This window comes from Streptomyces sp. NPDC030799, assembly GCF_055572255.1.
Genome location: NZ_JBVIDS010000005.1, coordinates 86,236 through 101,407 on the forward strand (window position 1 = coordinate 86,236; position 15,172 = coordinate 101,407).

At 70.7% G+C, this 15,172-nt stretch carries 15 protein-coding genes; 8 read left to right on the forward strand and 7 right to left on the reverse strand.

Annotated elements, in window-relative coordinates; all coding sequences use genetic code 11:
- Window positions 1–92: 92 nt before the first annotated feature.
- Both ACZ41I_RS13830 and ACZ41I_RS13835 read left to right on the forward strand, forming a co-directional pair.
- Window positions 93–515, forward strand: coding sequence for a MarR family winged helix-turn-helix transcriptional regulator (locus ACZ41I_RS13830; protein WP_468514142.1), 423 nt, complete (start codon window positions 93–95; stop codon window positions 513–515).
- A gap of 152 nt (window positions 516–667) precedes the next feature.
- On the forward strand, window positions 668–2,320 hold the full coding sequence (locus ACZ41I_RS13835; protein WP_468514407.1) for an MFS transporter: 1,653 nt from the start codon (window positions 668–670) through the stop codon (window positions 2,318–2,320).
- Here the strand turns inward: ACZ41I_RS13835 and sph are convergent.
- The 3 genes from sph to ACZ41I_RS13850 form a co-directional block, all read right to left on the reverse strand.
- A complete protein-coding gene (gene sph, locus ACZ41I_RS13840) occupies window positions 2,317–3,300 on the reverse strand; it encodes a sphingomyelin phosphodiesterase (RefSeq protein ID WP_468514143.1) in 984 nt (327 codons plus the stop codon). The two genes, ACZ41I_RS13835 and sph, sit on opposite strands and share 4 nt — an antisense overlap.
- A gap of 183 nt (window positions 3,301–3,483) precedes the next feature.
- Entirely contained in the window at window positions 3,484–4,107 is a 624-nt protein-coding gene (locus ACZ41I_RS13845) for a DedA family protein (protein WP_363219651.1), read from the reverse strand.
- Between the two features lie 84 nt (window positions 4,108–4,191).
- Window positions 4,192–4,374 carry a hypothetical protein gene (locus tag ACZ41I_RS13850; protein WP_399767424.1) on the reverse strand — a complete coding sequence of 61 codons (183 nt, stop codon included), beginning with the start codon at window positions 4,372–4,374 and terminating at the stop codon, window positions 4,192–4,194.
- A 269-nt stretch (window positions 4,375–4,643) separates the two neighbouring features.
- Between ACZ41I_RS13850 and ACZ41I_RS13855 the strand changes: the two genes are divergently transcribed.
- Entirely contained in the window at window positions 4,644–5,480 is an 837-nt protein-coding gene (locus ACZ41I_RS13855; protein ID WP_399767426.1) for a chitosanase, read from the forward strand.
- 97 nt (window positions 5,481–5,577) lie between these two features.
- Here ACZ41I_RS13855 and ACZ41I_RS13860 read toward each other — a convergent pair whose 3' ends face one another.
- Window positions 5,578–5,712: a DUF4328 domain-containing protein gene (locus ACZ41I_RS13860; protein ID WP_468514144.1), complete on the reverse strand. Its 135-nt coding sequence runs from the start codon at window positions 5,710–5,712 to the stop codon at window positions 5,578–5,580.
- 235 nt (window positions 5,713–5,947) lie between these two features.
- Between ACZ41I_RS13860 and pgm the strand changes: the two genes are divergently transcribed.
- Window positions 5,948–7,588 carry a phosphoglucomutase (alpha-D-glucose-1,6-bisphosphate-dependent) gene (gene pgm / locus ACZ41I_RS13865; RefSeq protein ID WP_468514145.1) on the forward strand — a complete coding sequence of 547 codons (1,641 nt, stop codon included), beginning with the start codon at window positions 5,948–5,950 and terminating at the stop codon, window positions 7,586–7,588.
- Window positions 7,589–7,640: 52 nt separating this feature from the next.
- Here pgm and ACZ41I_RS13870 read toward each other — a convergent pair whose 3' ends face one another.
- Together ACZ41I_RS13870 and ACZ41I_RS13875 are read right to left on the reverse strand one after the other, a co-directional pair.
- Window positions 7,641–8,558, reverse strand: coding sequence for an SGNH/GDSL hydrolase family protein (locus tag ACZ41I_RS13870; protein WP_468514146.1), 918 nt, complete (start codon window positions 8,556–8,558; stop codon window positions 7,641–7,643).
- A gap of 326 nt (window positions 8,559–8,884) precedes the next feature.
- Window positions 8,885–9,139, reverse strand: a complete 255-nt coding sequence (locus ACZ41I_RS13875) for a DUF5133 domain-containing protein (RefSeq protein WP_399767435.1) — start codon at window positions 9,137–9,139, stop codon at window positions 8,885–8,887.
- A 320-nt stretch (window positions 9,140–9,459) separates the two neighbouring features.
- Here ACZ41I_RS13875 and ACZ41I_RS13880 point away from each other — a divergent pair, with 320 nt between their 5' ends.
- The 4 genes from ACZ41I_RS13880 (at window position 9,460) to ACZ41I_RS13895 (ending at window position 14,653) form a co-directional block, all read left to right on the forward strand.
- A complete protein-coding gene (locus ACZ41I_RS13880; protein WP_468514147.1) occupies window positions 9,460–10,689 on the forward strand; it encodes a hypothetical protein in 1,230 nt (409 codons plus the stop codon).
- A gap of 182 nt (window positions 10,690–10,871) precedes the next feature.
- Window positions 10,872–11,528, forward strand: a complete 657-nt coding sequence (locus ACZ41I_RS13885) for a maltokinase N-terminal cap-like domain-containing protein (protein WP_468514148.1) — start codon at window positions 10,872–10,874, stop codon at window positions 11,526–11,528.
- 229 nt (window positions 11,529–11,757) lie between these two features.
- Window positions 11,758–13,611 (forward strand): M1 family metallopeptidase, encoded by a 1,854-nt coding sequence (locus tag ACZ41I_RS13890; RefSeq protein ID WP_468514149.1) that lies wholly within the window; start codon window positions 11,758–11,760, stop codon window positions 13,609–13,611.
- Between the two features lie 214 nt (window positions 13,612–13,825).
- Window positions 13,826–14,653 carry a lysozyme gene (locus ACZ41I_RS13895; protein WP_399768406.1) on the forward strand — a complete coding sequence of 276 codons (828 nt, stop codon included), beginning with the start codon at window positions 13,826–13,828 and terminating at the stop codon, window positions 14,651–14,653.
- 33 nt (window positions 14,654–14,686) lie between these two features.
- On the opposite strand, the gene ACZ41I_RS13900 is transcribed toward ACZ41I_RS13895, so the two are convergent.
- A complete protein-coding gene (locus ACZ41I_RS13900) occupies window positions 14,687–15,172 on the reverse strand; it encodes a MarR family winged helix-turn-helix transcriptional regulator (RefSeq protein ID WP_399767446.1) in 486 nt (161 codons plus the stop codon).

A 15,172-nucleotide genomic window follows, 5' to 3' on the forward strand; every position in this document is an offset into this window, starting at 1 on the left:
GCCACTGGGACGCCATCCAAACCAGTAACCGGACCCGTGACTACTTACGTTTGGTTGAACAGTCCAAACTGATAAGCCTATCGTTAGTACCCATGGACACGGTTGCACTTGCCGCCGCGCTGCGGCTGGCCATGGGCCGGGTCGTCCGCCGACTGCGGCAGGCGCACGCGGTCGGGGACGTGACGCTGTCCGGCGTCTCGGTGCTGGCCCGGCTGGCCCGCACCGGTCCCGACTCGCCCGGCTCGCTGGCCGAGCTGGAACGGGTCCGGCCGCAGGCGATGGCCAGCACGCTCACGGGACTCGAACACCGCGGACTGGTGAGCCGTACCCCGGACGCGGCCGACCGCCGCCGGGCCATCGTGTCGATCACCGACGAGGGACGGACCGTGCTGGAACAGCGCCGCTCGGAGTCCGTGAGCCGCCTCGCGCACGCCCTGGAGGAGTTCACCCCGCAGGAGCGGCAGGCCCTGCACGATGCCCTGCCCCTGCTCGACCGGCTGGCGGAACGACTGTGACCGGCCCCGCCTCCGCCCCGCACGGCTCCCCGGCCGGCGGTCTGCGCGCCCGGCTGCTCGCCCGCTCCGCCCGCCTGCGCGACACACCTCCGGGCCCCGGCTACAAGTGGGTCGCCCTCTCCAACACCACGCTCGGCGTGCTCATCGCCACGATGGACGCCTCCATCGTGATCATTTCGCTGCCGGCGATCTTCCGTGGGATCGGCCTCGACCCGCTCGCGGCCGGCAACATCGGCTACCTGCTGTGGATGATCCTGGGCTATCTGCTCGTCTCTGCCGTCCTGGTGGTCGTCCTCGGCCGGCTCGGCGACATGTTCGGCCGGGTGCGGATCTACAACCTGGGCTTCCTGGTCTTCGCCGGCGCCTCCGTCGCTCTCTCCCTCGACCCGTTCCGGGCGGGTGCGGGCGCGCTCTGGCTGATCCTGTGGCGCATCGTGCAGGCCTTCGGCGGCTCCATGCTCACCGCCAACTCGGCCGCCATCCTCACCGACGCCTTCCCGGCCCGGCAGCGCGGCATGGCCCTCGGCGTCAACCAGATCACCGCGCTCGCCGGGCAGTTCCTGGGCCTGCTCGCCGGCGGCCTGCTCGCGGCGGTGGACTGGCGGGCGGTGTTCTGGGTGAGCGTCCCGGTCAGCGTCACCGGCACCGTGTGGTCGTACCTGAGCCTGCGCGAGACCTCGGCCGGCGGGCGCGGCCGCATCGACTGGCTCGGCAACCTCACCTTCGCCTCCGGCGCCGGCATCCTGCTCGCCGGCATCACCTACGGCATCCAGCCCTACGGCGGCCGTCCCACCGGCTGGACCAACCCCTGGGTGCTCACGGGCCTGATCGGCGGCGTGTGCCTGCTGCTGGTGTTCTGCCTCGTCGAGACGCGGGCCGCCGAGCCCATGTTCCGGCTCTCGCTGTTCCGGGTGCGGGCGTTCGCCGCCGGCAATCTGGCCGCCCTGCTGACCGCGATCGCCCGCGGCGGACTGCAGTTCATGCTGATCATCTGGCTGCAGGGCATCTGGCTGCCGCTGCACGGCTACGACTTCGAGGACACCCCGCTGTGGGCGGGCATCTTCATGCTGCCGCTCACCTTCGGCTTCCTCGTCGCCGGGCCGGTCTCCGGCTATCTGTCCGACCGGTTCGGCGCGCGTGTCTTCTCCACCGCCGGACTGGTGATCGTCGCCGCCTCCTTCCTCGGCCTGCTGGCCCTCCCGGTGAACTTCGAGTACGGCCTCTTCGCGACGCTGCTGCTGCTCAACGGCCTGGGCCAGGGCATGTTCTCCTCGCCCAACACCTCCTCCGTCATGGGCAGCGTGCCGGCCCGCCACCGGGGCGTGGCCTCCGGCATGCGCGCCACCTTCCAGAACTCCGGCACGGCCCTGTCCATCGGCGTCTTCTTCTCCCTGATGGTCTCCGGCCTCGCGAGCACCCTGCCGAAGACCCTCAGCAGCGGACTCCAGGCGCACGGCGTGCCCGCCGGGACCGCGCACGAGGTGGCCGCGCTGCCGCCGGTCAGCACTCTGTTCGCCACGTTCCTCGGCGACAACCCGATCGGTCATCTGCTCGGCTCCGGTGGCACCCTGGGCCACCTGACCGCCGCCCAGCGGGCCGGGCTGACGGGCCACACCTTCTTTCCTGAGCTGGTCTCCGGACCCTTCCACCACGGTCTGACCATCGTCTTCACGGTGGCCGCGGTCATGTCACTGGCCGCCGCGCTGGCCTCCGCCCTGCGCGGCGGCCACGAGCGCGCCGACGACGACACCCGGCAGCCCGGGCCGGACCCGGCCGGGGCCCGGCCCACACGCACCTCGTCCTAGCCGGCGCAGGCCCGCAGCGGATAGTGGTCCGACAGATCGGTGTAGGTGTACGACGTGCCCCAGCTGGTCACGGTCCAGGGCGCCGACTCCTCCTGGACGACCTCGTTCGTCCACCTGGCGGGACGGGGATGGCCGGCGCGGGGAAGGACGTAGTCGAGGTCCTCGCGTGGATCGCCCGGGTAGCGGTAGCGGGCGATGGAGTTCTCCTGGGTGTCGAACGAGTACGGGTGCCCGGTGCGCGCGTCGGCCCCGGTCAGGCCGGCGTCGGCGAGCATCGAGGTGTACTCGGCGCTCCACGAGTCGACGTTGAGGTCTCCCGCGACCAGCACCTCCTCGTCGGCCGGGATGTTCTTGGCGTCCAGGAAGGCGTCGATCGCCTGGAACTGGCGGCTGCGGTCCTGCGCCGCCTCACCCGCGGCGCAGCCCGAGTCCGTGGACTGCGTATGGGTGCCGATCACATGAACCTTGGTTCCGTTCACGTTCAGCACCACATAGGCGAAGCCCTTGTTGGACCACCAGTCGGAGCCGCACGCGTCCTTGTAGACGTACTGTTCCCGGTGGAGGATCGGCCACTTGCTCAGGACGGTGACCCCGCCGTCCTCCGGCGTGGTCGAGGAATACGCCCCTCCGGTCGCGTCCCAGCCGGTGCGGCTGCGCCCCACCACCGGTGTCTGGTAGGGGTATGCGGCTGCCGCCGCGCTCTTCAGCGCGTCCGAGGAGGAGTTGTCGAACGCCTCCTCCAGCACCACGACGTCGTTGCCCCGGAAGAAGGACGCCTTCGGTATCTCGGCGGCCCGGTGGTCCTGCCCCCAGTTGGGGTAGAGGTTCTTGCTCATCAGGAAGACGTTGTACGTCAGGACCTTCAGCGCGGGTGCCGGTTCGGCGGCGGCTGCGGGCGTCGGGCCGGCGAGCGCGGCAGCGGGCAGGGCGAGGGCGAGCACGGCAGCGGCGAGTGCGCGGCGCGATGCGAAGGGTGTCACTGGATCTCCCTGTCGGACGAAGGGGGCGAAGTGGCGCCGCACATCAAACCACCCGCGATTACCCACAGGTAACACCTGAGCACATACCAGTTCGCTCCCGGACCTCCGGTCAGTGGGCTGTCGGGAACGCTCGACGCCCCCGCCAGTGCGCCGCGGGCGGCTGGGCGGGGCGCGCGGGGCGGGTCAGTGCTCGTGCTGCCGTCGTACGAAGTGCCATGCGACGAGAGCCGCGACCAGGACGGCGGCGGCGATCAGGACGTAGAGCTGGTAGCGCGAGATCTCGTCGTAGACGGTCGTGATGTGCCGGCCCGCCAGGTAGGCCAGCGTCGTCCACAGGCCGACCCACAGGGCGGCGCCGAGTGCGTTGAAGGCGAGGAAGCGGCGCCAGCGCATGCCGGTGGTGCCGGCGATGATGCCGTTGGCCTGGCGCAGGCCCTCGATGAAGCGGGCCACGGTCACGATCTTGCCGCCGTGCCGGCCGAAGAACGCCTCGGCGGCCTGGAACCGCTTCGGCGTCAGAAAGACGTACCGGCCCCACCGGTGCACGAAGGCCCGCCCGCCGACCCGGCCGATCAGATAGCCGACGTTGTCCCCGGCGACGGCCGCGATGAACGCGACGACCGCCACGGCGACGACGTTCAGCCGCCCTGCGCCCGCATACACCCCGGCGGCCAGCAAAATCGTCTCGCCGGGCGCAGGGATCCCGAAGTCCTCCACGAAGACGACGGCCCCCACGGCCCAGTAGCCGTAGTGGCCGAGCAGAGGCGCCAGGTGCGCCAGCGGACCCGGGAGCGGAGGGGCGGCCATGCCTCCACGGTACGTCGCCGCGATCAGCGGCCAGGTTCTCGCCCGGGCGGCGGCTCACCGGCCGACGTGGCGGGCTGACGTGTGTCAGGAACCGGCGGGGTAGGTGTCCTCGTCGTCGCCGGAGGCGGGCTGACAGATGCGGCACAGTTCGTGGTCCCCGTCGCGGGTGACGACCGTTCCCCAGCCGAGGCACTGCTCGCAGTCGCGGGCGAGGGTCAGATCGGGGTGGGGAGGCAGAAGGGGGCTGCGGTGGGCTCCGTACGCCATGCGGTGAGCGGCTCCTCGAAGTCGCGGGACGAACGCGGGGGAATGAGAGGCAGGGGACAGTGGCCACCCGATGACAACGCTGTCCGAGCTACCTCCATTATGTCCTACTTTTTCCTTCTGTCCAGGGTTTTCTGACACGCGGTGCCAGCTGTTCGAACCTACGAACTTGTCGCATCCGGGTTACCCGGGCCGGCTGGCTTTGATAGGAAACTTTCCTACCAGTAGGCGTACGGACCAACTCGCCACCCCCCACCCCTCCTTGGAGCCCTGTGGTGCACGCAGACCGCGAAACAGCCCCCGCCCGCCTCTCCCGCCGGACCGTCGTCGCCGCGCTCGGCGCACTCGCCTCCGGTGCCCTGATAGGCACCCAGCGCGCCCTCGCCGCCCCTGCGGCCGCGCCGGGCCTCGACGACCCGGCGAAGAAGGAGATCGCCATGGAACTCGTGTCGAGCGCGGAGAACTCCTCGCTCGACTGGAAGGCCCAGTACAAGTACATCGAGGACATCGGCGACGGCCGCGGCTATACCGGCGGCATCATCGGCTTCTGTTCCGGCACCGGCGACATGCTCGATGTGGTCCAGCTCTACACCGACCGCAAGCCCGGCAACGTCCTCGCCGCGTACCTGCCCGCCCTGCGCAAGGTCAACGGCACCGACTCGCACGCCGGCCTCGACCCGAACTTCCCCAAGGACTGGCGCAGGGCCGCCCAGGACACCGTGTTCCAGCAGTGCCAGAACGACGAGCGAGACCGCGTCTACTTCGACCCCGCGGTCACCCAGGGCAAGGCGGACGGCCTGCGTGCCCTCGGCCAGTTCTGCTACTACGACGCCATCGTCATGCACGGCGACGGAGACGACCCGACCAGCTTCCGCAACATCCGCAAGCGCGCCCTGCGCAGCGCCAAGCCGCCGGCGCAGGGCGGCAACGAGACGACGTACCTCAACGCCTTCCTCGACGCCAGGGTGTGGGCCATGAAGCAGGAGGAGGCGCACAGCGACACCAGCCGCGTCGACACCGAGCAGCGGGTGTTCCTGCGCAAGGGCAACCTCGACCTGCACACCCCGCTCGACTGGAAGGTGTACGGGGACAGTTACCACATCGGCTGACGCGCGCGTGCTACGGCGTGTGCGGCAGGCCGTCGGACGCGGGCACCGGGGTTCCCGGAGCCGAATGCGGCGGCCTGCCGTGCCGTGATGCGCTGGATCACGGCGACCGCCAGGGCGGCGGCCAGAGATTGATCACCGGTATCGGCCAGGCGACCACGGCCCACCCGGCCGAGCCGCGCACCGCGTCGGGGGAGAGAAGGCCGGCGTTGCGCCGCCGGCGGGCGAACCACACGAGGAACAGCGCGCGCCTTCAGCACCCGGACCACGTCGGCCCCGGCCGCCGCCGACACGGCGAGCGCGGTGGAAGACCTGTCTGTGGAAGGCGTCCTGTCTGGACAGCGGGACGGCGGGACGGCGGGAAGATCGAAGCACCGGATCATGAGGCGGGGCGGACTCGCGTGTCAGGGCCCTGACGAGGAAAGATGGGCAGTGAGCGATCGACCACACCCACGCGGAGGAGCGGACCCATGCCGCACGAGCGCGCCGGCCGGCCGGCCGGTCCCGAGGACCTTGTCGACGTGGCCCGGCTGGTCACGGCGTACTACGCACTGCACCCGGACCCGGCCGACCCGGCACAGCGGGTGGCGTTCGGCACCTCCGGGCACCGGGGCTCGTCCCTGGCGAGCGCCTTCAACGAGGATCACATCGCCGCCACCAGCCAGGCCATCTGCGAGTACCGCGCGCGCCAGGGAACCGACGGCCCCCTCTTCCTCGGCGCCGACACCCACGCCCTGTCCGAGCCCGCGAAGGTCACCGCGCTGGAGGTGTTCGCCGCCAACGGCGTGACCGTGCTCATCGACAGCGCCGACGGCTACACGCCCACCCCCGCCGTCTCGCACGCGATCCTCACCCACAACCGGGGCCGCACCTCAGGCCTCGCCGACGGCGTGGTCGTCACGCCGTCGCACAACCCGCCCGCCGACGGCGGCTTCAAGTACAACCCGCCGAGCGGCGGCCCGGCGGCCTCCGCCGCGACCTCCTGGATCCAGGACCGGGCCAACGAGATCATCACGGGCGGCCTGAAGGACGTACGCCGGGTGCCCTGCGCCCGGGCCCTCACCGCGGACACCACCGGGCGGTACGACTTCGTCGGCGCCTACGTCGGCGACCTGCCGAGCGTGCTCGACCTGGACGCCATCCGCGCGGCCGGCGTGCGCATCGGCGCCGACCCGCTCGGCGGGGCCTCCGTCGCCTACTGGGGCCGCATCGCCGAACAGCACGGCATCGACCTCACCGTGGTCAACCCGCACACCGACCCCACCTGGCGCTTCATGACGCTGGACTGGGACGGCCAGATCCGTATGGACTGCTCCTCGCCGTACGCGATGGCCTCGCTCATCGAGCAGCGCGACCGGTACCGCATCGCCACCGGCAACGACGCCGACGCCGACCGGCACGGCATCGTCACCCCGGACGCGGGCCTGATGAACCCCAACCACTACCTCGCGGTCGCCATCTCCTACCTCTACCGGCACCGCGAGCAGTGGCCCGCCGGCACGGGCATCGGCAAGACGCTGGTGTCCTCGACCATGATCGACCGGGTGGCCGCCGACCTCGGCCGTCACCTGGTCGAGGTTCCGGTCGGGTTCAAGTGGTTCGTGGACGGACTGGCCGACGGCACTCTCGGCTTCGGCGGCGAGGAGTCCGCGGGCGCCTCCTTCCTGCGCCGCGACGGCTCGGTGTGGACCACCGACAAGGACGGCATCATCCTGGCGCTGCTCGCCTCCGAGATCACGGCCGTCACCGACCGCACCCCGTCGGAGCACTACGCCGGCCTGACCGCCCGCTTCGGCGCACCGGCCTACGCCCGCATCGACGCGCCCGCGACCCGCGAACAGAAGGCCCTGCTCGGCAAGCTGTCCCCGGCCCAGGTCACCGCCGACACGCTCGCCGGAGAGGCGGTCAGGGCCGTGCTCACCGAGGCGCCCGGCAACGGCGCCGCCATCGGCGGCATCAAGGTGACCACCGACAACGCCTGGTTCGCGGCCCGCCCCTCGGGCACCGAGGACGTGTACAAGGTCTACGCCGAGTCCTTCCTCGGCCCCAAGCACCTCGCCCGCGTGCAGGAGGAGGCCCAGGCCGTGGTGCTGGGCGCCCTTGGCGACTGAGGGGCAGGGATACGGCGGCCCCCGGCGGGCGTTTGCGGTGGCCGCCGCCGGTTCAGCCGCGCCCGTGCCGCCTGTCCAGCCGGCCCAGGACCGCCTGCGCCATGGCCTGCTCGCCCGTGGCGTTGGGGTGGGCCGGGGCTGCGGGCGAGGCCGGCTGCAGCGGTTCGATCCAGCGGTCCGCGGGCGCCTTGCACATGTCGTGCCCGACCGTGGGGCCGTAGGTGTCGACGTACTCGGCCCGGTTGAGGCCGGCCGCCACGCGCAGCATCAGGTTGAGCCGCTTCTCGGTGTCCCGCAGGTAGGCGAAGTCCTGCTGTGCGAAAGGCACCTGCGGAAAGCAGCCGCTGCCGTCGTCGGGCAGCAGGTCCGGGTAGCCGACGACCACCACGCGCGCGTGCGGCGCCCTCGCGTGCACGGCCCGCAGCACCCGGTCGACCTTCGGCGCGGTCCGCAGCACAGCCAGGGCCAGCTCGTCGTAACCGGACGCCTCGTAGGAGCGCTCGCAGGGGTTGCCCGTCGGATCCTGGCCGGCCAGGCGGGCGCAGGTGGTCATGATCGAGCCGAACCCGACGTCGTTGCCGCCGATCTGAACGGTCACCAGATCAGTGTCCCGGCCCAGCGCGTCGAGCTGGGGCGGGTTGGTGCCCTGCGCCTGCCACATCTGGGCGGTCGTCGCTCCGGCGCAGCTGACGTCCGTGAAGGCGGTCACCTGGCGCTGTGCCGCCACCAGCGAGGGGTAATTGTGGTCGGAGCGGGCACAGCCGGCGTCCACCTGGCGCGGGATGCCGGGGCCCGATGTGTAGGAGTCGCCGAGGGCCACGTAATCGAGGTCGCGGCCGTGTCCGGCGGGGTGTGCGGCGGCCGGTGCCGTGGCGGCGGCGACGAGCGCGCAACCGCCCAGCGCCGTACCCAGCACGGCGACCCGCCGTCGGCCTCTCGCACCGTCCGCCGGACGCGTGTCGTTCGCCATGAGTCCTCCCCCTGAGACCGGTATCTCGCGCGGTGACGGACCGTAGAACGTCCCTCGCGTGTTCGACCGGCTCTGTATACCGCCCGGTAGGTCTCGCCGACCAGAAGCGGGAAGCAACGAGTTCGGGGGCGGGTGCGCCGACGTCGCGGCGGGGGAGCAACCGGGCGGAGGCAGGGGGCAGGGGCGCCGAGGCGCGGGGGCGACTGGGCGGAGTATCGGGCGCAACCGCGCCGAGGAACCGGTGTGTTCAGCGGGCCGAGCCCGGCCGGCCGCGGGTTCGGCCGGCGGCCCGTCTCATATCTCTCGCATCTCTCACGTCTCTTGCATCAGACAGCGGGCGCCGCCGGCGAGGCGGACGTCTGCAGCAGGGAGTCGTCGTCGGGCCGGGCCCCGGAGAGACGGTGCCGGGCGGCGATCAGGGCCATGTCGGTGTCGCCCGTCCCCGTGGCCACGCACAGCGTGTACGAAATGTCCGCGAGTCGCTGCCGGGCCTGCGGGGTGCTCTTCCCGGCCCCGAGGAGGGTGAGGGTCTCGTACTGGGCGATGAGGTCCTGCAGTACCGCGGGGTGTGCCATCAGCATGGGTTCCGCCTCCCTGGGGGGTCGCCGGTGTACGAAGTCGCAAGCGCGACTACCCGCAGCGGCGCGCGGCATGCCACGGCGGCGATCACGGGGTGCCGCGCTGCCGCGGCGATGTGCCGGCCCGTATCTCCGGTCGTCACCGGCTTGCACCGATTGCCGTCGCCGACCGGGCCAACTGGCGCCCTGCGCTACCCCATCTGGTGGCTTATGGCTGCCGCAGCGTTATTCGTGTCTCGGATTTCCTGATCATTCCACTATCGAGCCCTTGGGACTGACCAGCCGTCATAAAGCTCTGACCCAAGTCGAGGAGAGTGGAAAGAATGACGACATCGCCGCGACGGCGATACGTTCTGGCGTCGGCCGCTACGGTAGCCGCGCTCGCCGCAGCCACGCTGGCGAACGCGGGAGCCGCCTACGCCCAGGACCACACCACCCCGAACCCGCCGGCCCCGAAGAAGGCCGGTTATCCGCATCACCGGGAGAAGCCCGCGTACCCGGTGAAGCCGGCGTATCCGATGCATCCCGAGAAGCCTGTCACGCCGGTGAAGCCCGTGTACCCGGCTCATCCGGTGAAGCCCGTGTACCCGGTTCATCCGATGAAGCCCGCGTATCCGGTGAAGCCTGTCTATCCGGAGAAGCCTGCGCATCCGGTCAAGCCGGTGTATCCGGAGAAGCCGGCCAAGCCTGCGGTTCCGGTGAAGCCTGTCTACCCGGTCAAGCCTGCGGTTCCGGTCAAGCCCGTCTACCCGGAGAAGCCGGTCAAGCCGGTCGTTCCGGTGAAACCCGTTTACCCGCAGAAGCCGGTCAAGCCCGTTTACCCGGAGAAGCCCGCGTACCCGGTGAAGCCGGTCAAGCCCGTTTACCCGGAGAAGCCCGCGTACCCGGTGAAGCCGGTCAAGCCGGCTGTTCCGGTGAAGCCGGTGTATCCAGAGAAGCCTGCTTACCCGCGTAGTCCCGCAAAGCCTGTGTACCCGGTGAAGCCGGTGTATCCGGAGAAGCCGGTGAAGCCGGCCGTTCCGGTGAAGCCCGTCTATCCGGAGAAGCCGGTCAAGCCTGCTTACCCGGTCAAGCCTGCGTATCCGGTCAAGCCTGCGGTTCCGGTGAAGCCGGTGTATCCGCAGAAGCCGGTCAAGCCCGTCTACCCCGAGAAGCCTGCGGTTCCGGTGAAGCCCGTGTATCCGCAGAAGCCGGTCAAGCCGGTGTATCCGGAGAAGCCTGCGTATCCGGTCAAGCCCGTGTATCCCCAGAAGCCGGTGAAGCCCGCGGTTCCGGTCAAGCCCGTGTATCCGCAGAAGCCGGTGAAGCCGGCCGTTCCGGTCAAGCCCGTGTATCCGCAGAAGCCGGTGAAGCCGGCCGTTCCGGTCAAGCCGGTGTATCCGGAGAAGCCCGTCAAGCCTGCGGTTCCGGTGAAGCCCGTCTACCCCGAGAAGCCGGTCAAGCCCATGTACCCGCAGCGCCCGGTGAAGCCCGAGTACCCGAAGCACCCGGAGAAGCCCGAGTACCCGAAGCACCCGGAGAAGTCGTCGAAGTCGGGCGGTGAGAAGGAGTAGGAGCATGAGGCGCGCTGGGCCGCCCCGCAGGGGCGGCCCAGTCGCGCGTTTGCGTACTCGGCCTCCGGGCCCGCTCCCGGCGCCGCCCTGACGCCGTAGGCCCAGGCCTCCGCCCCGCACAGAGCGAACGGTGTGCGAAGCTGCGCTGGTCAACTTGCGTACGACGGAAGGGAGCGGCCGGGATGGCCGTCATCCATCACACCACGCTCAAGCCCACAAAGCTGGAACTGCTCACCGACTGGCTGCCCACCCGCCCCTGGTACCGCGGCGGCCCGGACGCCCCGGTGCTGACCAAGTCCGGTGGCTTCCGGCTGGAGGATCCCGAGGGCGAGGTCGGTATGGAGTTCATGGTGGCCACGGACACCTCCACTCCCGAACCGACCGCCTACCTGGCCGTGTTGTCCTATCGCGGTGCGCCGCTGGAGGGGGCGGAGCATGCGCTCGTCGGCACGATGGAGCACGGCGTGCTGGGCAAGCGCTGGGTCTACGACGGCTGCCACGATCCGGTGCTGGTCGGCGAGTTGCTGTCGCTGATCGAGGGCAAGGCGCAGGCGCACGCCCAGAGCATCGACGGCGCCCTCGACTCCGAGGTGGTCCGCTCCTACACCGGCGCCCCTTTCGGCGCGGACGGCTTCACCCCCGAGCCGGCCGACGACCAGGACGGCACCCGGCTGCGCACCCCGCACGGCACGGTCCTGCACCTGCATCGCGTCCTGAACCCCGTCCCCGACAACCCGCCGCAGCGCCCCGAGGGAGCGATCGGCCATGTCGCGCGCGGCTGGCAGGACCCGCAGGGTGCCGGGCTGTCGGCGGTCTTCGTGACGCTGCGCACCCCCTGACCGGCACCTGACCCGGCACGCTCACACAAAACTCCGCGCCTTCTGGCATGGCCCGGTCAAATCTGGCACTCTCTCGAAGGTCCGGCATTCCGCGCCCTGACGCCTGTGAGGGCGCGGCGCACCGCTCGGTGCAGCGATCGCGCAAGCCCCGTCCGTGGCCGCCCCGGCTCACCCCAGCCGTCGGCCATCGAGCAGGCCGGGAATCCCGGCCGCCGCAAAGGAGTAGCGTGTGAGATCGACCCCCCACAAGGCCCTCGGCGCCGGTGCGCTCACCGTCGCCGCGGTCGCCGCCCTCGTGCTCCCCGGCACGCCCGCCGCAGCCCGCCCGGCCGCGGCACCCGCCGCCTGCACTCCGGCGCAGGTCGTCGGCAACGGCGGCTTCGAGAGCGGGACATCGCCCTGGTCGACGTCCTCCTCCACCGTCATCACCAGCCGCACGGGTGAGGCCGCCCACGGTGGCAGCTCCTACGCCTGGCTGGATGGAACCGGCAGCACCCACACGGACACGCTCAGCCAGAGCGTCACGATCCCGGCCGGTTGCGATGCGGCCACCCTCACCTTCTGGCTGCACATAGACACCGACGAGACGACCTCGTCCATCGCGTACGACAAGCTCACGGCCAAGATCGGCAGCACGACGCTGGCCACCTACTCGAACCTCGACGAGAACACCGGGTACGTCCAGAAGTCGATCGACGTGTCGGCGTACGCCGGGCAGACCGTCAGCCTCTCCTTCACCGGGACCGAGGACTCCAGCCTCCAGACGAGCTTTGTGCTCGACGACATCGCGCTCGCCACCTCCGGCGGCACCACACCGCCGGGCGACTCCACCCGCACCCCGGCCGCGCCCTCGTACACCGTGAACCTCAGCAGCGACACCAGCGGCACCCTGTGGACCGGCCACGAGAGCGCGACCTTCACCAACGCCTCGGCCACCGCGCTGAACGAGGTCTACCTGAGGCTGTGGGACAACTACCACGGCACCTGCGACGCCATGCCGATCCGGGTCACGGGCGTCACCGGCGGCACCGCGGGCGCGCTCTCCGTGGGCTGCACCGCGCTCAAGATCGACCTGCCGGCCCCGCTGGCCCAGGGCCAGAGTGCCACCATCGGCTTCGACCTCGGCATCACCGTCCCCAGCGGCGCCGACCGGTTCGGCCACGACGGCGCCTACAGCTTCATCGGCAACGCCCTGCCCGTCCTCGCGGTCCGTGACAGCGCCGGCTGGCACTTGGACCCGTACACGAACAACGGCGAGTCGTTCTACTCCCTCGCCGCCGACTTCAAGGTGACCCTCGACCACCCCAGCGGCCTGCTGGTCCCGGCCACCGGCACCTCCACCGACACCCCCGGCTCCAGCGGCCGTACCGTCACCACGGCGACCGCGTCCAAGGTCCGCGACTTCGCCTGGGCCGCCGGGCCCTTCGCCAAGATCTCCGGTACCTCGTCGGCCGGCGTCGCGGTGAACGTGTACTCCGTCTCGGGCATCAGTTCCTCCGGCGCCCAGTCCATGCTCAGCACCGCCAAGACCGCCGTCGACGCGCACGCGGCCCGCTTCGGCGCCTACCCTTACGGCGAGCTCGACGCCGTCATCGACAACAACTACTGGTTCGGCGGAATGGAGTACCCCGGCTTCGTCCTGGACCTGGTCAGCACCACCGCCCTCACCCACGAGATAGGCCACCAGTGGTGGTACGGCATCGTCGGCGACGACGAGTACAACAGCCCGTGGCTGGACGAGGCGTTCACCGACTACGCCACCGACCTCGCCCTCGGCAAGAGCGGTACCAACTGCTGGAGCAGTGTCTCCTGGGCCTCCAGCGCCGAGAAGATCACCAATTCCATGGCCTACTGGGACGCGCACTCCTCCCGCTACTCCACCGTCGTCTACGGCTACGGCAAGTGCGCGCTGCACGACCTGCGCCGCGTCCTCGGTGACACCGCCATGACCAAGCTGATGAAGGACTACGCGACCGCCCACTGGTACGGCGTGTCGACCACGGCCGAGTTCAAGGCCGCCGCCCAGGCCGCCACGAGCACCGACCTCACCTCGTTCTGGGCCCAGCACCGCATCGACGGCTGAACGGGTGCGGGCCGGTCGCGGGAGCGCCCCGGGTGGCTCCCACGACCGGCCCTGCACACCGCCCGCCACCACTCGTAGGTCGCCCGCACACCGTTCGCAGGCCACCCCGCGCCCACCCGAACGGACCAAACACGGCCCGCAATGGCTTCGTTGGGGGGAACCCGAAGTGCGCCGTGGCCCGACCACGGGTCAGATGGTGTTCGTGCGAAGCGTCATGTCCCTCTCCCGCGGCCGCTCACGCCTTGTCGTCACGGGCGTCCTGACCGGCCTCCTGCTCTCCCTGCCCGGCCCCGCGGCCCAGTCCGCGTCGGCCCCGGACGTCCCTCCCCGCGGCAGCGCGTACATGGGCATCGGCGTCCTCGCCCACGACGGACGCGCCAGTGGCCCCGACGCCACGCCCGCCCCTGCCCGCGCGAACCAGATCGAGGGCGTCGACGTCTCCAGCCACCAGGGGAACGTCGCCTGGGCGACGCTGTGGGGCGACGGTGTCAAATGGGCGTACACCAAGGCCACCGAGGGGACGTCCTACACCAACCCCTCTTTCACCCAGCAGTACACCGGCTCCTACAACGCGGGCATGGTCCGCGGCGCGTATCACTTCGCGACCCCGGACACATCCGGCGGCGCCGCCCAGGCCGACTACTTCCTGAAGCACGGCGGCGGCTGGTCGAAGGACGGCAAGACCCTGCCCGGCGTGCTCGACATCGAGTGGAATCCGTACGGCGGCTCCTGCTACGGCAAGTCCAAGAGCGGCATGGTCAGCTGGATCCGTGACTTCGTGAACCGTTACAAGTCCCGCACCGGCCGGGACGCGGTCATCTACACGGCGACCAGCTGGTGGACCGAGTGCACCGGCAACTACTCGGGCTTCGGCAAGACCAACCCGTTGTGGATCGCCCGCTATGCCTCGACCGCCGGGACACTGCCGGCGGGCTGGCCGTATCACACCATGTGGCAGTACACCTCGTCCGGCAAGACCGTCGGCGATCACGACCGCTTCAACGGCACCCAGGACCGGTTGCAGGCCCTCGTGAACGGCTGACCCGGCACCGGCTGCACCGCCGACGGCCCTGGGTCAGTCCACGTCCACGTCCTCGAACAGCGCGTGCATCGCGCCGAGCACGCGCAGACACGCGTCCACGTCCGCCAGGGTCAGATCCCCGTCCACGCGGCGCAGCAGTGCGTGCTCACGGGCCCGTACCGCGCCGATCGCGGCCCGGCCCGGGCCGGTGAGCCGGATGAGCGAGGACCGGCGGTGGGCGGGGTTCGCGACACTCTCCACCAGACCGAGCCGCGCGGCGTCGTTCACCATGCGCTGGACGAACTGCCGGCTGAGCGCCTGGGCCCGCCCCATCTGCGGCACCGTCATGGGCCCCTGGGTGCGCAGCAGATCCAGTACGGCACGCACGCCGACCGACAGGCCCTCGATCGGCGCCGTCTGCTCCACCTTGCGGTGCACCCGCCGGTAGAGCGGACCGACCAGGTCGAACACCTCCGTGAGGCGTTCGGCCAGTTCGTCGGGGGAGCGTTCGGCGGGGGCTGCGGTGCGGTCGTCCTTCAT